Raw genomic sequence first — 21,582 nt, forward strand, 5'->3', positions numbered from 1 at the left:
GGCTTTGCCGGTAACGCTGCCGAGCATGGCTCGGCACTACAATGCTCGTCGGCTTCGCGGCTCGCGCTGCCCCTACAAGACACCGTAGCCGCGGCAGCGTTCCCTCAGGCGCCAGCCATCCACTTCAGCATCAGGCCGGTCATGTAGGCGATCACCGTGCCGGTGGCATAACCCACCGTGCCGAGCAGCACACCCACCGGCGCAAGCGTGGGATGGAATGCCGCCGCCACCACCGGTGCCGATGCGGCCGCGCCGATATTGCCCTGCGAACCAATGGCGAAGAAGAACAACGGCGCCTTCAGCAAACGACCCACGATGTACAGCAGGCCGATATGCACGCCCATCCAGATCACGCCCAGCAGGAACAGCCACGGACGGTCGGCCAGCGACAGCAGATCCATCTGCATGCCGATGCAGGCAATCAGGAAATACAGGAACAAGGTGCCGATCTTCGATGCACCGGCCGCTTCCAGGTTGCGCGCGCGGGTGAAACTCAACAGCAGGCCAGCAAGCGTGGACAGCATCACCACCCACACGAATGAAGAATCCAGCGACGCCTTGCTCGCCCAGCTCACGTTCTGCCCGAACCAGCCGGCCAGCGGCGTGGCCAGTGCATGGGCAAGACCAACGATGCCCAGGCCCACACCCACGATCACCATCAGGTCGGTCAGGCTGGGGTTGCGCGCGCTTTTGGCTTCGTATTCGGCGATGCGACGCTTCATGTCATCAATAGCCGAAGTGTCGGCACCGCTTTTGGTATCAATCGACTGCGAACGGCCAGCCAGCCAAAGCAGCACCGCCATCCACAAACTGGCGCAGGCCACATCGACCACGGCGATCTGACCAAAGGTTGTCGCATCGACGTTGAAGGTCTCGCGCATGGCGGCCATGTTGGCGCCACCGCCGATCCAGCTGCCGGCCAAGGCGGCCATGCCGGCCCAGGTATCACCGGCCACGGTTTCCGGGTGGATGAACTTCATCACCTGGAACGACACCGCCGCGCCCAGCACGATGCCGACGGTACCGGTGACGAACATGATCAGCAGTTTGGGGCCCAGCTTTGCAATGCCCTTCAGGTCGATGGACAGCGTGAGCAGGACCAAGGCCGCCGGCAGCAGCACATCGCGTGCGATCGGGTTGTAGAGCTTGGTGCTGTGGCCGTCGATCAGACCGGTGGTGTTGTAGATGGCGGGGATGAAATAGCACAGCAACAGGGCGGGCACCCAGCTGAAGACCTTCTTCCAAAGCGGGGTCGGGCCACTGGCCAACCAGAAGATCAGGGCCAATGTGGCAGCAATCAGGCCGAGGCCGACGATGTCATTGGTGATGAGGGCGGTACTGGGTTCGGTCGGCATAAGGCCTGTTCCTGTCGATCGAAGGGAAATAAAAACGCCACGTTGGTGACGTGGCGTGGGAGGGTGGAGCCTAGCATGGTGGTGGATGCGGGTCTTGCTTGGGGAAAGCAGCGCTACGCGCTCCCCCTCTCCCCAACCCCTCTCCCGCAAAGGGGAGAGGGGCTTTGAAGCTGCAATTGCTGACGTTGCTGGCGCTCGCCATGATTTGAGCCCCTCTCCCCTCGCGGGAGAGGGGTTGGGGAGAGGGGAGCGCGCGAAGCGCGCACCAGAACTCACCCAGCCCCAGCCATCGCCCTCAAGGTAATCCCCACCACATACGCCGCACCGGTACCCACCGCATAACCCAGGGTACCCAGCAGTACACCTACCGGCGCCAGCGCAGGATGGAACGCCGTAGCCAGCACCGGCGCCGAGGCCGGGCCACCGATATTGCTCTGCGAGGCGATGGCGAAGTAGAAGAACGGCACCCGCAGCAGGCGGCCGGCCAGCCACAGCAGCACGATATGCACGCCGATCCAGATCACCCCCAGCGCGAACAGCCACGGCTTTTCCAGCAGCGCCAGCAGGTCCATCTGCATGCCGATGCAGGCGATCAGGAAGTACAGGAACATCGACCCCCACTTCGATGCGCCCACGCCTTCCAGCTCACGCGCGCGGGTGAAACTCAGGCCTAGGCCGATGAAGGTGGCCAGCAGCACCACCCAGACAAAGGGCTTATCCATGCTCACCGCGCTGGACCAGCTGACATGGGCCGCAAACCAGTCCGCCAACGGCGCAGCCAGACCATGCGACAAGGCCACCGCACCAAATGCCACACCGGCCATCACCATCATGTCGCCCAGCGCCGGGATGCGCGCATGCTGGGCCTGGTAGCTGGCCACGCGATCGCGCAGATCATCCAGCGCGCGCGTGTCGGCGCCACTGCGCTTGTCCATGGCCGGTGCACGTGAGGCGAAGAAAATCAGCACCGCCATCCACACGTAACCCACGCCAACATCCACCACCGCAAACTGGCCGAAGGTGGTGGCATCAACTTCAAAGATCTCCTTCATCGCCAGCATATTCGCGCCGCCGCCGATCCAGCTACCAGCCAGTGCCGCCATGCCGCCCCAGGTTGCACCGGCAACGGTTTCCGGATGCAGCCAGGCCATCAGCTGGAACGCGACCACCGCCCCGAGCATGATGCTCAGCACCGCCGCCACGTACATGGCCAGCATCTTCCAGCCCAGGCCGAGAATGCCTTTCAGGTCGATGGACAGCGTCAGCAGCACCAAGGCGGCCGGCAGGAATACATCGCGCGCGATCGGGTTGTAGAGCTTGGTGGTTTCGCCGTCGATCAGACCGAAGGTGTTGTACACACCGGGAATGAAGTAACACAGCAGCAACGCAGGCACGAAGCTGTAGAACTTCTTCAGCAGCCGGTTGCTGCTGCCGGATGTCCAGAAAATAACGCCGAGCGTGGCGGCAATCAGGCCGAACACGATGATGTCATTGCTGATGAGTGCGCCTGTTGCGGCTGCCGTCATCGTCTATCCCCTTGTTGTGCGTATGCGGGCAAGCCCCCTTGCCCAAGAATGAAACCTGCAGCCGCACCGCACCGTTAGGGAGACAGCAATTGCGCAGGACTGGATACGATGGCGCGTCCTGCACCTTTCCCCGGCCTTCCCGGCCTGGGATACAACACGCCTGCTTGCCGGAGCACCACGCCGCCGGCAGGCATCAAAGCCGGGTCACCACCGCCGCACGTTGCCGTGCGCATTCTTCGTCGGTGATCAGGCCCTGGGCCTTGAGTTCTTCCAGCTGCCGCAGGCGTTGTTGCGCCGTGGCAACCGGGTTGCCGGGAGCACGCGAGGCACGCACCGCCAGCCAGACAATCAGGCCGACCACACTGGCCGCAAGCGCGGACACAAACAGCAGAATCAACAAATACCAGATGCTGAACATTCCCATCGCACCCTCTCCTTGGCGACTGCTGCAGTGATGGCCCCGCGAACAACGCCGTCACCTTGAAAAAAGGGGCGCGCCACCGGCACGCCCCTTTCCATCCGCTTACTGGCCGATGTGCTGCTTCAACCAGCCATTGACCGTGTCATGCCACTGCACGCTGTTGTGCGGCTTCAGCACCCAATGGTTTTCGTCCGGGAAGTACAGGAACTTGGACTCGATACCCTGGCGCTGCAGCGCGGTGAATGTGGCCAGGCCCTGCTCCACCGGGATGCGGTAATCCAGCTGGCCCTGCACCACCAGCATCGGCTTCTTCCAGTTGCCGACGTGGTTGACCGGGTTGAACTTCTCGTAGTTCTGCGGCACGTCGTACGGCGTACCGCCCTGTTCCCACTCGGTGAACCACAGTTCTTCGGTGGCATAGCCCATGGCACGCTGATCGAACACACCGTCGTGGTTCACCAGGCACTTCCACGGCTCGTTCCAGTTGCCAGCGATCCAGTTGACCATGAAGCCGCCGTAGCTGGCGCCCAGCGCACAGGCCTTGTCGCCATTGAGGAAGCTGTAGTTCTGCTGCGCCGCGGCCCAACCCTTCTGCAGGTCTTCCAGCGGGCGGTCGCCCCAATGCTGGCTGATTGCATCGGTGAAGGCCTGGCCGTAACCGGTGGAACCGTGGAAATCGATCATCACCACCGCATAGCCCTGGCCTGCGTAGGTCTGCGGGTTCCAGCGATAGCTCCAGCCATTGCCGAAGCTGCCCTGCGGGCCGCCGTGGATCAGGAACGCCACCGGGTACTTCTTGCCTTCCTGGTAGTTGTGCGGCTTGACCACGTAACCGTGCACGGTCTCGTCGTTCCAGCCCTTGAACGAGAACTGCTCGAAGTCACCGAAGTTCACGCCGTCCAGCATTTCGCCAGCGCTCTGGGTGATGGCGCGCTGCGGTGCGCCGGCAGCGGTGCTGCTGGTGAACACCTGGTCGCCACTCTTCAGCGAGTTGCGGGTGAAGGCCAACGCGTCACCGGCGATATCGAAGGAGGAAATGCTGCCCTCGCCCACCAGCTTGGTCGGCTCGCCATTGGCAACGCTGACCGCGAACAGCGGGTGTTCGCCCATGTCCTGGGCGGTGGTGTAGATGGTCTGGCCATCGGCCGACAAGGTGATGCCATCGGCGGAACGGTCCCACTGCGCGGCGATTTCCTTGACCTTGCCGCTGGCCACGTCCATCGCCATCAGGCCGAAGCGGTCAGCCTCGAAACCCGGGCGCTTCATCGCGCGGTAGAACAGGGTCTTGCCGTCGGCGCTGAACACCGGGCCGGCGTCCCAAGCAGGGTTGGCTGCGGTCAGGTTGACCGGTGCCTGCTTGCCGGCAGCATCGAGCTTGTACAGATCGAAGTTGGTCGACCACGGCTCCTGGCTGCCCTGCACGCGGATGCTGGCCACGACGGTCTTGCCATCCGGTGCCCAGGCGAAGTCTTCGTTGCCGCCGAACGGCTTGGACGGTGCGTCACCGGCCAGCGTGGCGCTGATCGCCGAAGCACCCTTCACCGCAGCCGCGCCAGAAGCCGGCAGCGGTGCCACGAACAAGGTGTTGCGGCGGCCGTCAGCCCAGGTATCCCAATGGCGGACGAACATGCTGTCGTAGACCTGACCGCTGCTCTTGTCGGCCTTGTCCTTCTCCAGACGCTTGCTGGTGCAGGCCAGGTCCGAACCGCAGTCCTGGAACACGCCGGTGCTGAACAGCACGCGGTCGCCCTGCGGCGAAACCCGGTAGCTGTCCACGTCGAGTGCGAAATCGGTGAGCTGGCGCGGCTCGCCCCCCGCCAGCGGCATCACGTACAGCTGCTGGCTGCCGTTCTTGGCGCTGAGGAAGTAGACGTTCTGGCCTTCGATCGAGGCCGAGTTGACGTTCCAGCCGGCCGGGGTGAGCTGCTTCGGCGGTGCCATGTCGCGGGTACGCAGGTCGCGGATCCACAGGCTGCTGCTGGCCTTGAGGTCGGCATCGACAATGCGCTTGGCGAACACCACCTGCGCGCCATTGCCGCTGAGCAGCGGTGCGGACGCACGGTCCAGCTTGACCATGTCGCGGACTTCAAAACCGCGCGCACTGGCCAGTGACGGCAAGGCGGCCAGCAGGCATAGCGGCAACAGGGCGTGACGAAGCTTCATGGGCAACTCCCAGGCAAAGGCAAACCCCGATGGTAGGCGGCCAGGGCATCCGGCTGCAAAGGCTTGAAGTCATGGCTGGGCAACCGCCGAAAACAGCAAAGCCGCCCAAGGGCGGCTTTGTTGGTGTTGCTTTGCCTCGCTTCTGCCTAAGCCCCTCTCCTGCGAAGCGGGAGAGGGGTTGGGGTGAGGGCGCTCTGGCTTGGGCTTTAACCCCCTCCCTTTGGCCGCAGGCCAAGGGGAGGGTTGGGGAAGGGTGCTTTTGCTTTTGCTTTGGCTCTGAAGCTCTAAGCCACCAGCCAAGTCAAGATCAAAAACTCCCCCCATCCGCCCTTCGGGCACCTTCCCCCGCAAGCGGGAGAAGGGATTGCAGTCAAAAGCTGTCAGTCAGCCCTTAAGCCTTCGCCGCCGGCTCGCCCTTCTTGCCGATGCGGTACATCATCAGGCCAACCAGGAACAGCACGAACAGGCCAACCCAGGCCGACAAGCTCGCCCAGGTGTCAGCAAAACCACCCAGCGGCAGTGCCAACACATCGCCCTGCCCGCTGACCACGATCGGCACCGCAATGGCGATACCCATCAGCGCCTCACCGGTGATCAAGCCGGCAGCGAACAGCACGCCCGGGCGGTGCACACGGTCACGGCCTTCTTCGTCGTCGGCACGCAGCTTGTGGAAACGCTCGACCAGGTGGGCCAGCAGGCCACCCAGGAAGATCGGCACCATCAGTTCCAGCGGCAGGTAGATACCGATGGCAGCAGCCAGCACCGGCACGCGGAAGCGCTTGCCGGTCTTCTTCAGCCACTCATCGATGGCAATGATCACTGCGCCAACACCAGCGCCCAGCGCGATCATCCCCCACGGCAGTTCGCCGCCGAACAGGCCACGTGCAACCGAGGCCATCAGGTTGGCCTGCGGTGCCGCCAGCGAGTTCGGGTGCTCGGCGGTCGGTGCGCCGATGCCGTAGGCATGGGCCAGCAGGTTCAGCACCGGCGCCATGATCAGGGCACAGGAGAACGCGCCGATGCCCAGCATCAGCTGCTGCTTCCACGGGGTCGCGCCGACCAGGTAACCGGCCTTGAGGTCCTGCAGGTTGTCACCGCCGACAGCGGCCGCACAGCAGACCACCGCACCGATCATGATCGCGGCCACCGCACCCAGCGGTGCACCGCCCACGCCAACCGGAATCAGGCCGTCCTTGCCCAGCAGCAGCACCAGCACCACCGAGGCGAACAGGATGGTGGAAATGGTGATACCCGAGACCGGGTTGTTGGACGAACCAATCAAACCGGCCAGGTAGGCCGATACCGACACGAACAGGAAGCCGGCGACGATCATGATGATGGTCATCGGAATCGACACATGCCACTGGCCGACGATGGCCTGGTACAGGCCCAGCAACGGCAGAGTGAAGGCGATCAGGGCGATCAGCATCCACTTCATCGGCAGGTCGCGCTCGGTCTCGGCCAGGGCCGGGCCGCTGCTCTTGCGGGCTGCGGCAAAACCGCTCTTGACGCCGTTGAACAGCGACTTGCGCAGCGAGAACAGGGTCCAGACGCCGCCGATCAGCATCGCGCCGACGCCCAGGTAACGGATCTGCGAGCCCCAGATGGCGAAGGCCGATTCGGCCGAGCCGGCATTGGCCAGCGATGCCGCCAGGTCCGGGTTGCCGCCCAGGAAGAACGCCTGGTACAGCGGAATGGCGATGTGCCAGGACAGGATCGAGCCGGACACCACCACGATGCCGACGTTCAAACCAACGATGTAACCCACGCCCAGCAGCGCCGGCGACAGGTTGGTACCGATGAAGGCGGTGATCTTGGAGCTGCCGATATACGCCGACTGTGCCCAGGCATCCGGGAAGATGCGCAGGCCCGAGGCCGCAGCCAGCTTGACCAGGCCGCCGATGGCCGCCGAAATACCGAGGATCTTCATGCCCGGGCCGGGGTTTTCACCGGCCTTCAGCACTTCGGCCGCGGCCTTGCCTTCCGGGAAGGGCAGCGGATCTTCGACGATCATCGAGCGCCGCAGCGGCACCGAGAACAGCACGCCCAGCAGGCCGCCCAGGCCGGCGATACCCAGCACCCACCAGTACTTGAAGTCCGGCCAATAGCCCATGATCACCAGCGCCGGGATCGTGAAGATCACGCCGGCGGCAATCGATGAACCGGCCGAGGCACCGGTCTGGACGATGTTGTTTTCAAGAATGGTGCCGCCACCGAGCAGGCGCAGCACGCCCATCGAGACGACGGCCGCCGGAATGGCGGTCGCGATGGTCAAGCCTGCGAACAGGCCCAGGTAAGCATTGGCGGCAGACAGCACCACAGCCAGCACGATGGCAAGAACCACCGCGCGGAATGTGAGCTGCGCAGGCGCAGCGTTGTTCATGGAAAGCCCTTGAATGGCAAAAAAACCTTCGCCACGCTAACGCCCGCTTAACGGCAAGTCCAGCCTGAACGCCGGGCCAAAGCCCCGCATGCCCGCAATTCCACGAATCCGCACTTGTTGCAGGCCATATCGGCAAAGTCGCCCGTACCCAGCTCAAATGTTATGTTATATCTTTCCGTAAGACATCCACGCATGCCCCCTGCCCCCACAACCCGCCTGACCTCCATCGACCAGCTGCGCGGCACCGTGATGCTGCTGATGCTGATCGACCATGTCCGCGAGACCTTCTACCTGCAGCATCAGGTCAGCGATCCGATGGACGTGACCTCGGTTTCTCCGGCGCTGTTCAGCTTCCGCGTGCTGGCCCATCTATGCGCCCCGGTGTTTGTGCTGCTCACCGGCCTGTCGGCATGGCTGTATGGCCAACGCCAGTCAGATCCGCGTCGCGCCACCGCCGCCTTCCTGCTCAAACGGGGGCTGTTCCTGGTGGTACTGGAGCTGACCCTGGTCAACTTCGCCTGGACCTTCCAGTTCCCGCCGAGCACGCTCTATCTGCAGGTGATCTGGGCCATCGGCCTGAGCATGATCGCGCTGGCCGGCCTGCTGTGGCTGCCGCGCAAGCTTCTGCTGGCGCTGGCAGTGATCATCGCCGGCCACAACCTGCTTGATCCGCTGCAAGCACAAGGCAATGGCGTGCTGGCCACGCTGTGGAAAATCCTGCACCAGCGCGACTGGATCGAACTGGGCGACAGCCTGCGGCTGCGCACCTCCTATCCGGTGTTGCCATGGATCGGCGTGATCGCTTTGGGCTATGTGCTGGGCCCTTGGTACGCCAGCAATCGCCCGGCGCCGCAGCGCCAGCGCTGGTTGCTGCACGCTGGGTTGGCGATGCTGGCTGGCTTCGCGTTGCTGCGTGCCGCCAATGTCTACGGTGACCATCCCTGGCTGCGCTTTGCCGACGTCCAGTTGACGCTGATGAGCCTGCTCAATGTCACCAAGTACCCACCTTCACTGCTGTTCCTGCTGCTGACGCTGGGTATCGGCATGTTACTGCTGCGCCTTTATGAACAGCCCCGCGTCGCAGCTCGGCTGCAGCCGCTGGCATGGATAGGCGCGGCGCCGATGTTCTTCTACCTGCTGCATCTGTATGTGCTGAAGCTGTTGTATGTGGCCGCGATGGCGTATTGGGGTGCGAACCACGGCCCTTACTTCGCGGTTGAATCGGTATCGGCATTGCTGCTGATCAGTGTCGCGCTGGCCGTGCTGCTCTATCCCGCCACCCGCGCTTTTGCCCGCTTCAAGGCACGCCGCCGCGACCTGGCCTGGCTGCGCTACCTCTGAGCACGCAGCACCGGGGCAGCGGTCCTATACTCGGCCGCTGTCCCTGCCGGCACCATCGATGACCGCAACCGCCCTGCACAGCGCTCGCACCGACGACTTCCTCGGCCACCCCAAGGGCGTCTACGTCTGCTTCTTCACCGAGATGTGGGAGCGCTTTTCCTTCTATGGCATGAAGGCCCTGCTGCTGCTGTACCTCACCAAGTACCACCTGTTCGGCGACAAGGCCGGGCTGGACCTGCTTGGTGCCTATGGCGGGCTGGTCTATTGCATACCGGTATTTGGTGGGCTGCTGGCCGACCGCTGGCTGGGCATGCGCAAGGCGGTGGTGTTCGGCGGCATCCTGCTGGTGCTCGGCCATGCCGGCATGGCGTTTGAAGGCCATGCCGCACAGCGGGTGGCCGGCGAAGTGGTCCGCGACGAGGCCGCGCTGTCGGTCACCTACCTGTCGCTGGCGCTGATCATCATGGGCGTTGGCTTCCTCAAGCCCAATATCTCCACCATCGTCGGCAAGCTCTATCCGGAAAACGACCCGCGCCGCGACTCGGGTTTCTCGCTGTTCTATGCCGGCATCAACCTCGGTGCGCTGTTCGCCTCGCTGGTCTGCGGCTTCCTTGGTGAGGCCTATGGTTGGAAATACGGCTTCGGCGCGGCCGGCATCGGCATGCTGGTCGGCCTGGCGATGTTCCTGTGGGGTCAGAAATACCTGCAAGGCCATGCCGAGCCGGCGCAACCGGCCAGCCTGCGCGAGCGCGTGCTTGGCATGCCGCGCGAATGGTTGATCTATGCCGTGGCCATCGTGGGTGTCGTTCCGGTGGCCGCGCTGATGTGGGCCGCCGCCAATGGCGCCTTTGCCCTGGGCGGCGAGATCAGCCTGGCGCTGATGCTGATGATCGTGGTGCTGGGCGGCGTGCTGCTGTGGTTTGCCTGGTTCACCGGCACGCAATGCACAGCAGAACAGCGCCAGCAGATGATCGCGCTGATGGTGCTGATCTTCATGGCGCTGGTGTTCTTCACCTTATACGAGCAGACCTATGGCTCCTGGGTCACCTTCACCGACCGCCTGCTGACCAAGGATCTGGTGCCATCACTGGTCATCCGCGATGGCACGCCACTGCCGTGGTCCATCGTCTCGCTGCTGCTGGCGCCGCTGGGCTTTGTAGTGGCCGCGCGCCTGTCTGACCGCGATCCTTCCTCGAACGCGCCGCGCCTGCTGTTCGCCGTCATCGTTGCCGCAATGCTGGTGATGCTGATCCGCGACTGCCTGGTGTTGCCGCAGACCGCCGGCTCCCTGACCTATCTGGGCGCGCTGTTCCTAGTGTTGCTTGCGCCCTTGTTCGCCGCACTGTGGGCATGGCTGGACAAGCGCAGCCTCGACCCGTCCAAACCATTGAAATCCTCGTTCGGTCTGGTATTTGGCGCGCTGTCGTTCGTGCCCTTGGCCCTGGCCGCCCAACAGGTGGGCGCGACCGGGCAGATGGCCAGCGTGTGGTGGCTGGTACTGGCCTATCTGATCCTGGAAATTGGCGAGATGTGCCTGTCGCCGGTCGGCCTGTCAGCCGTCACCCAGCTGGCCGCACCGCGCGTGGTCAGCCTGATGATGGGCACCTGGTTCCTTGCCACCGCGTTCTCCGAAACCCTCGCAGCGTTGTTCGGCAAGCTGGCCGCCATCGATGTGCCAGAAGGCGAAGTGATGAATATCGCCGAAGCCGCTGGCCGCTACGAACACCTGTTCTGGCTGCTGATGTGGATTGGCCTGGGTTGCGCGGTGGTAGCGCTTATCGCCTCGCCGCTGCTGAAGCGGATGATGCACGGCGTGCGCTGACCTCGCGTACCGCCACAACCACGCCACTGCCTTGTAGTGCCGAGCCATGCTCGGCAGCGGCGTCACCGGCAATGCCGCAGCGGAACATGGCTCCGTCCTACCGCTGTGCTCGTTGCTCCGAGGCCTGAGCGCAAGCCCAGCTCAACCAGAAGCAACTCCCAACCACGTTCTACCCACATCCCACAACAGCCGCAGCGCAAAGCCCAGAAACACCAACGCCATGAACGCCTCCAGCCGCCCACCCATGCGCAGGAACTTCTGCCGCACACCGGGCTGGGCGAAGACCAGGCTGACCAGCACAAACCAGGCCGCATTGACGAAGCACATCCACGCGCCGTAAAGCGCCTGGATCTTCAGCGGTGTGGTCGCACTGACCACCGTGGTGAATATCGCCAGGAAGAACAGCGTCGCTTTCGGATTGGTGGCATTGGTCATGAAGCCCAACGCAAACGACCGCCACGCGCTGCCATCGGCTACCGCGCCCTGCTCCACTTCGACAACCGGCGTTTCCCGCCTGGCGCTGCGCAGGAAAGCAAATACCAGGTAGAGCAGATACGCCGCGCCAGCGATCTTGGCCACTGCCATCAACGACGGATGGGCATGCAACAACGCACCAACGCCCAGCAAGGTGTACAGCACATGGACCGAGATGCCGGCGCCAATGCCGATGGCTACCCAGATGCCGGCCAGCCGCCCCTTGCGCACGCTTTGCTGCACCGTGACGGCGAAGTCCGGCCCTGGCGCAATGACCGCCAACAGGTGGATAAGCGCCAGGGAAATGAATTCAGGGTAGTAGGCAGTCACGGCAGCGTTCCAGGATGCATTGGTTGTTGTAGCGGGAGGGGCTTGTGGGCGCGTTGTCCGGCTTGGCGTGCACGCCGCTCAGTACCCGGCCTTGTCCCGAACCAGATCCGACGGGGAAAGCTGGCCGTTGCGCACTGCGCCCACCGCCAGCACCCATTGGCGTGCCACAGCGCACTTCCGGCTGGAAAAAGTCTATTGCGCGGATCAGACTCGCGGAATCACCCGAAAAACCAAATCATTTTTGCGCCATGAGCACAAATAGCACCATCGGCCTGATGGCCGACATGGTCACCTTCGTAAAGGTGGTGGAAACCGGCAGTTTCTCCGAAGCCGCACGCCAGCTCGGTGCCACGCCTTCGGCTACCAGCCGCTCGGTTGCACGCCTGGAGAAGGCGCTGGGCATCCGCCTGCTGCAGCGCTCCACACGCAAGCTGCGGCTGAGTGATCTGGGCCAGCAGGTCTTCCAGCGCTGCAGCGACGTTTCCAGTGCCGCACAATCGGTGATGTCGATCTCGCACCAGCTCAGTCCAGAGCCGCAGGGGCTGGTGCGCGTCAGCGTGCCCAAAGCCGTCGGACGAGCCTTGATTCACCCGCACGTAGCCGATTTTCTGGCGCGCTACCCCAAGGTCGATCTGCTGCTGCGCTTTGAAGACCGGCAGCTGGATCTGATTGATGACGAGATCGATCTGGCCATACGCATTTCCGATCACCCCGCGCCGGGGCTGATGGGCCGCCCGCTGATCAGCATCGATCATCTGTTGTGTGCATCACCGCAGTACCTAGCAACACGGGGAAACCCCGTGCAGCCGCAGGATCTTCGCGAACACGACTGCATCTATCTGGGCGAGGAGCCCGGCGACGCCCGCTGGAAACTGCAGCGCCAAGGCAAGATGGCTAGCGTCACCGTGCGCGGCCGCTATGCGGTCAACCACACCGGCGCACGACTGGACGCCGTGCTCAACCACCTGGGCATCGGCAGTCTGCCCTACTTCACCGCCAAGGAAGCACTGCAGCAGGGCCGCATCGTGCAGGTCCTGCCCGACTGGAAATTTCACAGTAACTACGGCGGGCAGGCCTGGGTGCTGTATGCGCCGACGCGGCATTTACCGCCCAAGCTGACCGCCTTCATCGGCTTTATGGCCGAGCGCCTGGCCAAGGAACCGACGCTCAGCGAACGTCTGCGCAGCACGCCCTCAATCACAGCAGCAGGCTGAGCAACAGCTGCGACTTTGGCCGCGTGCTTTCACGCAGCCGGGTAGATTTCCAATGCGGCGCGTGCCCGCACAACGCAACTGCAGGCCTGGCAGCGCAGCCTGATGACGTCATGCGGAGACGAGCGTCAGCCCTTCTCCGCAGGTCACTCCGAAGCAGCTACTTGGCCTTCTCACCACCCAGATGCTGCGACAGAAAGCTCAACAGCCTGCCGTAATACTCGCGCTGGTGCGGCTCGGTATAAAAGCCATGCCCTTCGGTACTGAAGTACAGCGACTCCACCGGCACGCCGGCCTTCTTCAACCCGGCTTCCATCATCCGGGTGTGCTCGATCGGCGCGATCTCATCCTCGCCACCAGCGGCGAGAAACACCGGAATATTGATGCGCTCGGCAAAACGATTGGGTGAAGCTGCAGCCAGTGCGGCAGGATCCTCGCCCACCCAATCCTTGGACCAATTGCCCAGGCTGCGCGCGGTGCGCACATCCCCACGCTGCATCATCGGCAGGTCATACACACCGACGTAACCGGCCGCACAACGGTACAGCGACGGCTCCTTGGCCGCGCCCATCAAGGCGGCATAGGCACCATAGCTGGCACCGTAAATGCAGACTTTGGCTGCATCAGCCTGACCTTCGCGGATTGCCCAGCGGGTGGCGTCGCTGAGATCGTCCTGCATTGTTCCGCCCCATTGCTGCGCACCCGCACGACGGAACGCCCAGCCGTGATTGCCCGAGCCTCGATAGTTCACCTGCATCACCGTATAGCCCGCCGCCGCCAACATCTGCGCGTCGCGGTCGTAATGCCACTGGTCATAGATGCCGTAGGGGCCGCCGTGCGGCATCAGCACCATCGGCCGCGCGCCACTGACACCGCGCGGTTTGGTCAGGTAACCGTGGATCTTCAATCCATCGCGCGCCGTGAACTGGAACGGCTCCACCACCGCAGCGGCGTCCGGATCGATCCAGCTACCGCTGGCCACCACGAACGCCAGTTTCTTCGCGGCAGGATCGTACAGATAGAAATCGCCCGGATTGCTGCCAGACCACACTTTCACCATCAATAGCTGGCCGTCCCTGGTGCTGGACGTAATACGCACCGACTGCCCGGGAAACGCCGCTTCCAGGCTGCGGTACAAACGCACTTCAGGTGCCGCCTCATCGAAAAACACGCTGCGGTGGCGCCCATCCATCACCAGCGAACCGACAGGCACGTTGGTGCCGTTGCGGTAGATGATGGACCACGGGTCGGCGGCGTCGTCGCGCAGCACAGTGGTGCGCGCATTGGTGGCCGGGTTCCACGCCACGATGCTGTCCGGCCCCTGCCCGTCACCACGCACCCGGAGATACGCCACACTGTTGTCTGCCGAGAACCCCAGGGGTTCCTCAATGCGACCAAACGCATTCTGGTCGTTGATCAACCGCCATTCGGCACCTGCAGCGTCGCGGTAATACAGCTTGCTGACGTTGTCCATGCCCGAGCCCACCGCCAGCCGCACCTCGCCGGTGTTGTCCGTAGCAAAGCTGGCATTGCGCACTGGTGCCGTCGCTGCCATGGTCCGGCGGCCGCTGTTGACGTCCAGTTTCTCCGCACGGGTGAATGGCTCCATCGAACCCAATGGCCAGGTAGCGACCACTATGTTGCGGTCTTCAGCCGGCAGCGGATCCACCAGAAATGCCGCGATGCTTTCGACCTTCTTGGGCTGGATACGCGTACCCGGCCCATTACCCTGCACGCGGAACCCCACCAGCAACTCTGCCTGCCCGCCATCGGCATTGATGGCGTACAGCTCACCGGTCAAGCGCGGTTGATCCAACAGGCCGAATTTCTCGGCGAGCCCAATCAGTATCCGCTCGTCGTTCACCCAGTCAAAACTGTTCACATGCGCATTGCGCCCTGGCACGAAGGTGCCGGACTGTTTGTTGCCATCGCGAGTGAAGATTACAAGAGCGGTCTTGTCTTCAAGCGGCACGGTCGCCGCGTAATATTTGCCCGAGGGCGATAGCTTGATGTCGTTGAACTCATCCTTGCGAACGAACTGCCCCAGATCCACAGCAGCCCAGCTGCTGGCCGAACAACAGGACAGCAGCAACGCCATCCCAAGCTTCATCATCCGCATCGTGCCCCTTTGAACGGGCGTCCGGCCCGCGTTGGGCGATTCTAGCCGTCCGTAGCCAAGTGTTGCCACTGCCCCGTGCCCATCCCCGGGCACGCAGGAAACCGGGGTGCAACGCAGGGGTGAGCGCAGATGAAGCGCTTGTCCGAACAGTTGCAACGGTGCCGCGCATCAACGCTTCATCGCGCAACTGAGCTGTACGTTGGAGGCCGGCAAACTGTGCCCACCAATTGCTACAGCGTGGGAAAGTGTTTGCCGGGAATGGGATCGGCAGCGTCATAGACTGTAGTTCCTCTACCAAGCGCGCCGTGCCATGCCACAACAAACCTGGTCGCCGCCAACACACGCAGTGATGCATTGCGGGCAGAACCATTGCGCCTGCGCCAGAGCCACTTCATTCCCACCGTGCAGTGCTGGCCAACTGAAGTCCACACAGCGCTAAGAGCCGAACGCCACTCAACTCGCCCTGCCAACTGTCGAGGCCACATGGAAACCATTCATCCAATCGAAGGCAATCCCATCCTTGAGTCCATCGAACTGAGCTGGCCTTGGGCGACCATTGATCCCTTCCTGCTCTGCTCACCACAGATCGATCATTACCCGCCCGGCAACACTGCACAGAAACTCGATGCGGAGCATCTGCAAGGCCATAGGCGGGGCAACGATTTCGCAAACGCCGATGGCTTCAGCCTGTACTTCGGCAAGGACGGACTGCCCGGCTTCCCAAGCCACCCGCATCTGGGCATGGAAACCGTATCGATCCTGCGCAAAGGCTATGTGGACCATGCCGACTCGCTGGGAAACAGCGGCCGCTATGGTCCCGGCGATGTGCAATGGATGACTGCCGGCGGCGGCATCCAGCACGCGGAGATGTTTCCGCTGCTGCATGACGACCGCGTCAACGAATTCGAACTGTTCCAGATCTGGCTGAACATGCCGGGCCGCAGCAAATACGTCGCACCGGAATACCGGATGATGTGGGCGGAGAAAATTCCTCATCACTTGCATGACGGTGCGGATGTCACCATCATCGCCGGCGCCTACCAGCCGATGGAAGCGCCGGGGCTTGCGCTCATCCAATCGCTGGCGCCCACGCAAAGCACCTGGGCCGCCAATCCGGATTCGGAGCTTGCCATCTGGGTGATCACACTGCAGCCCGGCGCCCGCCTCACCCTACCCCCGGCGCTGCTACCGGCCAACCAACGCACCCTCTACACCCTTGCCGGACGCGGCATGTTTGTCGCCGAGCAGGATGTTGGCGGCAACCACCGCGTCAGGGTGGTCGCGCAACAAGCGCTATTGCTGGAGAACCGTGGCGCCAAGGAAAACACGCTGATCCTGATGCAAGGCGTACCACTGCAGGAGCCCGCGATCCGCTCAACGGTCTATGTCACCAATACGATCGCCGAGCTGCGCCAGGCCAAACTCGACTTCCAGCAGACCGAGTTCGGCGGCTGGCCCTGCCCAGGCCGCGAGCCCATGCACGGACCGGGCTTCCGTCGCTTTGCCAGATACGCGGAGGATGGAAGTGAGGAAGATCCGGCGGCTTGATTTTTGCTGGGTGAAGCGATGTTGGTGTTGCAGTAGGACGGCATGCATAGCAGCAAGCGGCTGCGTGTGCGGTGCTCGCGTGCTGATTCAGGTGGCTTTGGCTTTAATAACAAACATGCGGCCAGCTCCAAGGTCGACCGTCAGTGGCAATATCCTATGACGTAGGAATATGGGGCACGACACATGCAAACAGCGTCCACGCGCAAAAAAACAGAAACAGCTCCAATGCCCACCATTTCCGACGGACGAGCATTCGCACGAGAAAGACCAGTGTTAGAACAGGCAAAGAAATGCCAGCAATAACGAAATATTGGACTATAAATGGATCCACCAATCTACATACGGCTGCGACAATGGCGATCCGACCGTCGCACCCAAGAAAACCAAAACTCATCCGAAAGCTAAGAAGAACTGCCGCCCAGCTTAGGCAGCATACCGACCAAGCCAAGATATATAGATTCTTCAGCATTATTGCACCTTAAACCCTTGCAAAGATTTTCCCCATCGGCATCAAGGTCAGTGACCTGAAGCGATTCTGATTTACCCAATCGCTTCCGTGCAAATTTATTAGATGTAAACCAGACTTCACTAGCAAACTAATGCATGTCACCCCCATGGAAATCCAAAAGTTTCTGACTCTTGCCAGCAGCGACGGAATTTGCAGGACCAAGCTTCGCTCTACGATAATTGCAATAACCATCTAAAAACCGTTAGCGAATTTCAAATTTAGTTAAACGACCTTCCATTACTAGCTGGACGAAGCATGAAATCCTTGCTGTCAAATATATTTACTGTGACACTGGGATACCTAGCTTTAAACCATTCAACCACGCCCAATAAGCGTGCACAAACATGCTATTCGGTCAAATTCAAGTTACCCAACAACATAAACACCCCTCAGGTCCGCGCCATCTTTCATAACTCCATTCTCAACTATCATTAAATTGGCCAGCTCGACAGCGTAATCAGATAGATCCTCCCCATCCAATCGATCTACAACAAACTCATCAAGGCGCCATTTCTCCCCTTCCAATACTGCGATCGCATAAATGAGAACGGGAACACCTTCATCAACCGCAACCAGCTCCACAGGGAGTCGACTTGACTCTCCGCGCCCCCTGGAGAACGAAAGAGTCAACCCCGATCCAAATTCCTGAACCAACGAATCATCAAGGCCGTCCTTAAGTGACGACATCACGCGCGAAGGGAGGTTACTATTGACATCCAACAGATATCCTAAAAGACGCCTCTCCCTTTCTCTCATCCTCCGCTTAGACATATCAATACTCCTTGATAACTTCTGGGTCCGGTTCTGACGTGGCGTGCTGGATATGCACGTCTTCCACAATCTCGGAGAAGTACGCTAACAAGCGGGGCAGTGGCTGGCCGATTACAACACCGAGATACCGCACGACAGCCTCGGCGGGCTGACGCCCGCGGAATTCCGCCAATACCACGAACCGGAAACCTCTAATTTTGCCTGGCATTGAAATACGGGGAGTCGACACTACCACGCAGTGCGTCCAGCCAAGTACCCGCGGCGTTATCTGGCCGAAGCCGCCTATCGGTTCAATCGCCGATTTCATCTGGAGCAAATGTTGCCGCGACTGGCAACGGCGGTGATCCGCTGCAAGTCTTGTCCAGAGCGGCTTTGGGCGTGGCAAGCAACTTTCATCATTGAGTGATGGGGCTAATCAAGATATCTTTTCAAATAGGTCCCCACCACCACAATCGACCAAGGAACTAACGCAAAAATGGCAAAAAGAAGCAGATAAAGCCTAGTGTTATATACAGCGCCTTTACATTCCTTAAAATACATAAAAATACCAACAACGGCACACAGAACTCCGCACATTAGCCATAAGGAAAAACCCACCTGAATCCACCCTCGACCAATAAAACGGTAGACAACACGAATCAGCAAACTGACCTGTGCAACACACAGTATTGAATAGGAATAAAAAAGAAACCTTCCAAGCCATCTAATACTGTCATCCCTCACCAACAAAGCCATCAGAATCGCGGCAATACCGACAAAGCAAAGCAACACCTGGAAGAGTATTAAAAATATCTCCCAACCAATGCCCCCCATGATCACGGGTGTACTCCAATATAAGAATACAAGTTACTTATCACAAGAATCCTCCATCCCCATATTTCTGCACCCGGTCTTTACGCGCTCATCGGGACTCAACACATCTTTAACCCCACCGACAACCTCCATACCAAGCTTGGTCCCAACAGCCATTTTTGGAACAAATTTTTCGTGAATCCCCTGCAGCAGAGCATCCCTCTGCTCATTCACTAGCTGCTTAATACTCCATCCAATCGGACTCAGGGTCGAATCATAGTAAATATCTCTAAAATTAGCTAAACCGCTTTCCATAATCCTATTGCCCGCGGCGGATCTCCACTCCCCCATCACCTCACCTGCACCTAACCACCGATTAACCATCATAGCGGCATCGAACTTTGCCCCGCTCAGGTTATTTCTCGACTGACTTTCAGCGGCCTCAAACCAAACCGCATTGGTATGCGAATACATGGCACCAAAAAAATCCGATCTTGCATCAATATCATTTATAGCCCCATAGATCTGACTATCGCCGAATACGAGATCCAAAACCAGCTTTCGCGAGCTATCAACATCACCGTTCAACTGATAAATGCTCTGGAGGGCCACCTCCCTATCTATGCCTAGTGGCATGGAGGTGTACGACTTCCAAGATTTATCACCCACATAGTTCATCGCCTCCCTAATGCCATCCTGACAAGCACTGCCAGTCGGACTCTGCGCGCATGAATATGCCAGTTCAACATCATTGCTCCTCGATATGTCCAAATATTTTTTACTTACACGATCCAGGCAATTCTCGTCAAAATTGCATCTTCCAAGCTCCGACTGCAGGTCCGCAATCTGCTGATGCTTCAAGTAGTTGTTGGAAACCTCATTAATACCTGCGGCAGCTCCTGTTACGCCCCCAGCAGCAGCACCAGCTGCTGTTGAAGCTACCCCTGTCAGCACATCAGCCAACGGCCCGGTCACCCCTGCTTCGCGTAATACCTCGGCTACCTTGGGCGCGGTCAACGTACCAGCGGCTGCACCTGCCGCACCACCAACACCACCGGTGAGACCGCCAATCACGGTATGTGCGAGCACGCGCAAACTTCCGCTTTCGCCCCACTGACTATTCAGTTGATCGGCCAAAGCGTTCAACGCGTCCCTCTCAGCGGGATCAGTCGCCGTTGCGGCCTCCTGGCGCTTCTCCGCAGCAAGCTCCATCTGCTTCTGTGCATAGTCGCCAACCGCCTTACTAGCCTGCTGCCCGAACATCGCCGTGATCTGCGCCTGCGCTTCCACCTGCTGCTGCAGCTTCTGACCGTCCCAGGCCTTGGCTAGGCCATTGGCATCATCACCGGTGAGCACTTCACGGTTCAACGCGGCAAGCGCTTCTTCTGCGGTCTTGCTGGTCAGTGCCTGCTGGCCCGCCTGATCTGTGATGACTACCGTCCCGCCACTGATACCACTGGCGGTGGTCGAGCTCTCCTTTCCTTTCTCACTGCCGTAACCGGCGGCTGCGCCTTGCGCGCCTGTGTTGTAGTTCTGCCACGACCAGTTGCTGCCGTTGTTGGTGGTGCTCGGGCTGCTCTCGGCTCCACCACCTTCGCCAGCAACGCTGTAGCCGCCTGAAAGGCTGACGCTCTTGGCGCTGTACTGGCTGTGGTTCTCGATATCCGAGGACGTCAGCGTGCCGGTCTGCAGCCGATTCAAACCCGCATCGATTGCTTCCTGCGAACTGGCAATCACCGCACCCTTCAAATCGGTATTGCCCGCAACAGTGATATCGAAACCGCCTGCGCCGGTCTGGATGCCGCTCTGCTCGGTAACGCTGGCGTAGTCGCCATCGACCTTGCTGCTGCTATAGCTGGCACTGCCGCTGAACCCTGCACCGACGGTAACGCTGGCGCCCATGCTCTTGTTCTTGCTGTCATAGGTACTGGTGTCCTGCAGGCTCTCGATGTTCAGATCACCGCCGACATTGGCCACCACTCTATCTGCCGACAGCTGTGCGCCCTTCAACGTGGTGTCACCGCCGCTGATAACAGTGGCGGTATTGCCAGCGCTTACATGCGTGTTGCGCTGGGTGACATCCTTACCATCGGCATTGCCTCGCGATGCACTGGCACTTGCGGTTACGCCTATGGCGCCACCATCGCTACCATAGCTGGCAGCCACGCCCAGCGCCCAGCTACTGCTCTTGCTGCTGCTGTGTTGTTCGGCGGTGTTCTGGGCTGCTTCAAGCGTGATGTTGTTGTCAGCAGCAAGCAGCACATCCTTGCCGGCGGTAATGTCGCTCCCGCGAATCAGGATATTGCTGTCTTCGCCACCGCCGGTTGCGATCAAGCTGACATCACCACCTGCCTGCAGGCTGGAGCCCTTGGCTTGGCTACTGCTCTGCGTGCTCTGGCTTGAGCTCTTGCTGGCACCAATGGTGGCCGAGATGCTGACGTTCGCCCCCTTGGCCATGTCTGCCGGGTTGCCGCTGGCAAGACCATCCGCAAGCTGCCCCATGGCACCGGCCGAGTTGTAGGCGTTGAGCGCCGCTGTCCCCGCTGCCAGTGCCTGCATACGGCCGTCACCGCCGGATTGCTTCGCGGCTTTGTTCAGGTCATTGGCCGTTTCCAGCAAGCTCAGGGCCGGCGCACTGACTGCAACCGTCAAACCCGCCTGCTTGAATCGGGTCTGTTGCTCCGCCGTAGTTGTGTCGTGCACCTCGGTGATGGAGATGGACTTGGCCTTGCCGGTGATATCCCCCTGCAGGGCGATCACATCGCTGCCTTCAATCTTCAGTGCATTACCTGCCAACAGAGTCACGTCGCCGCCCAGG

14 protein-coding genes and 2 pseudogenes are annotated in these 21,582 nt (G+C 61.0%); 6 read left to right on the forward strand and 10 right to left on the reverse strand.

Going from position 1 to position 21,582, the window contains the following annotated elements:
* Positions 1-104 precede the first annotated feature (104 nt).
* The 5 genes from ABE493_RS13730 to ABE493_RS13750 form a co-directional block, all read right to left on the reverse strand.
* Entirely contained in the window at positions 105-1,355 is a 1,251-nt protein-coding gene (locus ABE493_RS13730; RefSeq protein WP_346499474.1) for a DUF819 domain-containing protein, read from the reverse strand.
* Positions 1,356-1,627: 272 nt separating this feature from the next.
* A complete protein-coding gene (locus ABE493_RS13735) occupies positions 1,628-2,881 on the reverse strand; it encodes a DUF819 domain-containing protein (protein ID WP_346499475.1) in 1,254 nt (417 codons plus the stop codon).
* Between the two features lie 193 nt (positions 2,882-3,074).
* Positions 3,075-3,305, reverse strand: coding sequence for an SHOCT domain-containing protein (locus tag ABE493_RS13740; RefSeq protein WP_346499476.1), 231 nt, complete (start codon positions 3,303-3,305; stop codon positions 3,075-3,077).
* 99 nt (positions 3,306-3,404) lie between these two features.
* Positions 3,405-5,465, reverse strand: a complete 2,061-nt coding sequence (locus ABE493_RS13745; protein WP_346499477.1) for a S9 family peptidase — start codon at positions 5,463-5,465, stop codon at positions 3,405-3,407.
* Positions 5,466-5,856: 391 nt separating this feature from the next.
* The gene (locus ABE493_RS13750; RefSeq protein ID WP_346499478.1) at positions 5,857-7,848 is read right to left on the reverse strand and encodes an OPT family oligopeptide transporter; all 1,992 of its coding nucleotides are present in this window, start codon (positions 7,846-7,848) and stop codon (positions 5,857-5,859) included.
* A gap of 192 nt (positions 7,849-8,040) precedes the next feature.
* On the opposite strand from ABE493_RS13750, the gene ABE493_RS13755 reads away from it, so the two are divergent.
* Together ABE493_RS13755 and ABE493_RS13760 are read left to right on the forward strand one after the other, a co-directional pair.
* Positions 8,041-9,189: a DUF1624 domain-containing protein gene (locus ABE493_RS13755; protein WP_346499479.1), complete on the forward strand. Its 1,149-nt coding sequence runs from the start codon at positions 8,041-8,043 to the stop codon at positions 9,187-9,189.
* A gap of 58 nt (positions 9,190-9,247) precedes the next feature.
* Positions 9,248-11,011 carry a peptide MFS transporter gene (locus tag ABE493_RS13760; protein ID WP_346499480.1) on the forward strand — a complete coding sequence of 588 codons (1,764 nt, stop codon included), beginning with the start codon at positions 9,248-9,250 and terminating at the stop codon, positions 11,009-11,011.
* 141 nt (positions 11,012-11,152) lie between these two features.
* On the opposite strand, the gene ABE493_RS13765 is transcribed toward ABE493_RS13760, so the two are convergent.
* Positions 11,153-11,815, reverse strand: coding sequence for a LysE family translocator (locus ABE493_RS13765; protein ID WP_346499481.1), 663 nt, complete (start codon positions 11,813-11,815; stop codon positions 11,153-11,155).
* Between the two features lie 248 nt (positions 11,816-12,063).
* Here ABE493_RS13765 and ABE493_RS13770 point away from each other — a divergent pair, with 248 nt between their 5' ends.
* Positions 12,064-13,029 carry a LysR family transcriptional regulator gene (locus tag ABE493_RS13770; RefSeq protein WP_346499482.1) on the forward strand — a complete coding sequence of 322 codons (966 nt, stop codon included), beginning with the start codon at positions 12,064-12,066 and terminating at the stop codon, positions 13,027-13,029.
* Positions 13,030-13,186: 157 nt separating this feature from the next.
* Here ABE493_RS13770 and ABE493_RS13775 read toward each other — a convergent pair whose 3' ends face one another.
* Positions 13,187-15,145 (reverse strand): alpha/beta hydrolase family protein, encoded by a 1,959-nt coding sequence (locus ABE493_RS13775; RefSeq protein ID WP_430980785.1) that lies wholly within the window; start codon positions 15,143-15,145, stop codon positions 13,187-13,189.
* 483 nt (positions 15,146-15,628) lie between these two features.
* On the opposite strand from ABE493_RS13775, the gene ABE493_RS13780 reads away from it, so the two are divergent.
* Complete coding sequence (locus ABE493_RS13780; RefSeq protein ID WP_346499483.1) at positions 15,629-16,693, forward strand: pirin family protein; 1,065 nt, start codon at positions 15,629-15,631, stop codon at positions 16,691-16,693.
* Positions 16,694-17,567: 874 nt separating this feature from the next.
* On the opposite strand, the gene ABE493_RS13785 is transcribed toward ABE493_RS13780, so the two are convergent.
* Complete coding sequence (locus ABE493_RS13785; RefSeq protein WP_346499484.1) at positions 17,568-17,921, reverse strand: hypothetical protein; 354 nt, start codon at positions 17,919-17,921, stop codon at positions 17,568-17,570.
* Positions 17,922-18,009: 88 nt separating this feature from the next.
* Here ABE493_RS13785 and ABE493_RS13790 point away from each other — a divergent pair.
* Both ABE493_RS13790 and ABE493_RS13795 read left to right on the forward strand, forming a co-directional pair.
* Positions 18,010-18,183, forward strand: a pseudogene (locus ABE493_RS13790) (integrase core domain-containing protein); the annotation flags it as partial.
* Positions 18,184-18,201: 18 nt separating this feature from the next.
* A pseudogene (locus ABE493_RS13795) lies at positions 18,202-18,374 on the forward strand (IS1595 family transposase); the annotation flags it as partial.
* A gap of 9 nt (positions 18,375-18,383) precedes the next feature.
* Here the strand turns inward: ABE493_RS13795 and ABE493_RS13800 are convergent.
* Positions 18,384-18,791, reverse strand: a complete 408-nt coding sequence (locus ABE493_RS13800) for a hypothetical protein (protein WP_346499485.1) — start codon at positions 18,789-18,791, stop codon at positions 18,384-18,386.
* A 27-nt stretch (positions 18,792-18,818) separates the two neighbouring features.
* A complete protein-coding gene (locus tag ABE493_RS13805) occupies positions 18,819-21,569 on the reverse strand; it encodes a hemagglutinin repeat-containing protein (RefSeq protein WP_346499486.1) in 2,751 nt (916 codons plus the stop codon).
* Positions 21,570-21,582 lie beyond the last annotated feature (13 nt).

Origin of the sequence: Stenotrophomonas terrae (assembly GCF_039674165.1) — a bacterium.
Taxonomy (GTDB): Bacteria; Pseudomonadota; Gammaproteobacteria; order Xanthomonadales; family Xanthomonadaceae; genus Stenotrophomonas; species Stenotrophomonas terrae_A.

Bases quoted from the DNA above. Each gene is read 5' to 3' on its own strand.
- ABE493_RS13730 (WP_346499474.1), bottom strand. From the start codon at position 1,355: ATGCCGACCGAACCCAGTACCGCCCTCATCACCAATGACATCGTCGGC.
- ABE493_RS13735 (WP_346499475.1), bottom strand. From the start codon at position 2,881: ATGACGGCAGCCGCAACAGGCGCACTCATCAGCAATGACATCATCGTG.
- ABE493_RS13740 (WP_346499476.1), bottom strand. From the start codon at position 3,305: ATGGGAATGTTCAGCATCTGGTATTTGTTGATTCTGCTGTTTGTGTCC.
- ABE493_RS13745 (WP_346499477.1), bottom strand. From the start codon at position 5,465: ATGAAGCTTCGTCACGCCCTGTTGCCGCTATGCCTGCTGGCCGCCTTG.
- ABE493_RS13750 (WP_346499478.1), bottom strand. From the start codon at position 7,848: ATGAACAACGCTGCGCCTGCGCAGCTCACATTCCGCGCGGTGGTTCTT.
- ABE493_RS13755 (WP_346499479.1), top strand. From the start codon at position 8,041: ATGCCCCCTGCCCCCACAACCCGCCTGACCTCCATCGACCAGCTGCGC.
- ABE493_RS13760 (WP_346499480.1), top strand. From the start codon at position 9,248: ATGACCGCAACCGCCCTGCACAGCGCTCGCACCGACGACTTCCTCGGC.
- ABE493_RS13770 (WP_346499482.1), top strand. From the start codon at position 12,064: ATGAGCACAAATAGCACCATCGGCCTGATGGCCGACATGGTCACCTTC.
- ABE493_RS13775 (WP_430980785.1), bottom strand. From the start codon at position 15,145: ATGCGGATGATGAAGCTTGGGATGGCGTTGCTGCTGTCCTGTTGTTCG.
- ABE493_RS13780 (WP_346499483.1), top strand. From the start codon at position 15,629: ATGGAAACCATTCATCCAATCGAAGGCAATCCCATCCTTGAGTCCATC.